1 protein-coding gene and 1 pseudogene are annotated in these 2,081 nt (G+C 36.4%); one reads left to right on the top strand and one right to left on the bottom strand.

Annotated elements, in window-relative coordinates:
• Positions 1 to 120 precede the first annotated feature (120 nt).
• Positions 121 to 837, top strand: a pseudogene (locus KQI79_RS27185) (arsenic resistance protein); the annotation flags it as partial.
• A 533-nt stretch (positions 838 to 1,370) separates the two neighbouring features.
• Here KQI79_RS27185 and KQI79_RS27180 read toward each other — a convergent pair.
• The gene (locus tag KQI79_RS27180) at positions 1,371 to 1,859 is read right to left on the bottom strand and encodes a hypothetical protein (protein ID WP_216541452.1); all 489 of its coding nucleotides are present in this window, start codon (positions 1,857 to 1,859) and stop codon (positions 1,371 to 1,373) included.
• Positions 1,860 to 2,081 lie beyond the last annotated feature (222 nt).

Below are 2,081 nucleotides of genomic sequence, written 5' to 3'. Positions count from 1 at the left end.
TCATTCAGGGAGAATTATCATAATTCCCCCTCTCGTATATCCGGATGCGGTCAGATTAACCGTCAATAGCAGGATAACTTACACCATCAATCTCCGGACATTATGCGTTAGCAATAACATTTAGATCGTATGATTTCGTTCGTACTTGCCGTCTTAATGTATGGAATGTTTGCCCAAATACCGTTTTTTCGTTTAAAAGAGGCGCTAACGAATCGAAAGTTCATCTATGCACTACCTATGATGAATTACATAGCTGTACCGATCCTTGTTTGGGGGTTAACCAGTTTCTTATGGCTTTTTATGGGCAAGTAAACGGCAGAAATTGTGAGTGTCGGGCCGTTTCTCGAAGCATTCTTAGGTCTTATTGTTGTTCCACTGGTACTGGCTCTACTTACTCAATGGTGGTCAAGACGACAACCGCACGGTGAACGTTTGCTTGATGCTACAGCATGGCTTCCTGTGCCTTTTATGGCACTAACCCTTTTTGTGGTCGTTGCATCCCAAATCTCTAAACTATATACCTCTTTGGAGTTTATTAGCCTAGTGATTCCTGTCTACATTGCATATATGACCATAACACCGATCATTGCTCGTATCGTTTCTCGTATATTCCGTTTAGATACCGGAGCAGGGCGGGCTCTTATCTTTAGTGCAGGAACTCGCAACTCTCTTGTCGTTCTTCCTTTTGCACTGGCGCTGCCTGAACCTCTGAACGAGGCAGTATCTGCAGTCATCGTAACGCAAACCATTGTAGAACTTATTGGGGAACTATTATATATTCGGCTTGTTCCAAAGGTGCTTTTAAGAGGGGCGGACGGAAGTACTGAGAAAAAATGAATAGTCTAGTCTTGAGAAATGAGAAAGTAGAAAACTTAACTTCTGCGTGAATATTGTTTAAGCGATGTCAGAGCCACCTGAGCGGCTAACAAATTCACTTTTTTGCTTTATTATCTTTCTCATTGCCACGTTTAAAGTTTCCGGTAATCTTAGCCATTGCTAACTGTGTCTCATGATGATCCTTTCCTTCTATTGTTTTTAAAAATTTATCACTCGCCTTTCTGAAAACAATTTTAACTTGCTTACCCATCCAGTAAATAAAGACTTTGTTGTCTTTCGTTGTTTGATAAGTGAATACTTCTTCATCGAGTCTCTTTCGTTTATCAATGTTACCCGATACGAAACATCCTTTCTCAAAAAATTGATAATAATAAGTTAAGTTTGTATTTCAATCTTGAGTTGTAATCGTTTTGATTATAATTTGCACTGATTTCACTTAAGGTTCCTGTATTCACGAACCCGAGAACCTTAAGGCTCCGGAGGTGCCGTATAATGCAGTGTTAAGCGAAGTAATTGCCACCGAAGAAGATCTATCATAAATCTCTTGATTGTTGATACATATAATAAAATTTTACATCGGACAATCCTTTATAAATCTTGTATATTATTTTTACATCCACACTGCAAATTAAAAACTCTTCTGTTTTTATAGCATCATAATATTGGTGCCGCCATATAGATAGATAGACTTTTTCTCCGCTACTTAAACCACGTTCGCAGTCAGGATATTTAACATCTATAATTAAATCTCTATCTTCATCAATTTCCCAATAGTCATCAAATACAAGTATAGGACTATCAAAACAATCTGACCATAATTGTCTCAATTGTTCAATTCGGGTCTTTTGTTTAAACTCAGTATTTTTTATGATTTTATCTCTTAAAATATCAAATAATTTCAGATAGTCATTAATAAAATTCTCAATAAGATCTTTCGAAAAAAATAAATTACTACTATGATTCTTATAAAAATGGATCTTTTTATTAAAACCATTATTTGTTTTACCTGCATTATGTATCAAACAATTTCGATAATATGAAATGTCACTGCATCTATTTATAATATTGAGCCTTTTGCATAATTTCGTTTTGAAGCCAGCTTCATAGGGAGTCCTCAACTAGCAACAGTTAATTCCTGGCTTTAACGTTTAAAAATGTGTAATTGGAGTTTATTGGTCATAAAAATGGGCAGACCTGCAGAATTTTCGGGAAACGCTCGTTTTTAAGCGACCGCTTTTGCCAAG

Origin of the sequence: Paenibacillus sp. MSJ-34, from assembly GCF_018918005.1 — a bacterium.
Taxonomy (GTDB): domain Bacteria; phylum Bacillota; class Bacilli; order Paenibacillales; family Paenibacillaceae; genus MSJ-34.
Note: the sequence above shows the minus strand (reverse complement) of the source record. Positions and strands in the feature narration are given on the sequence as shown.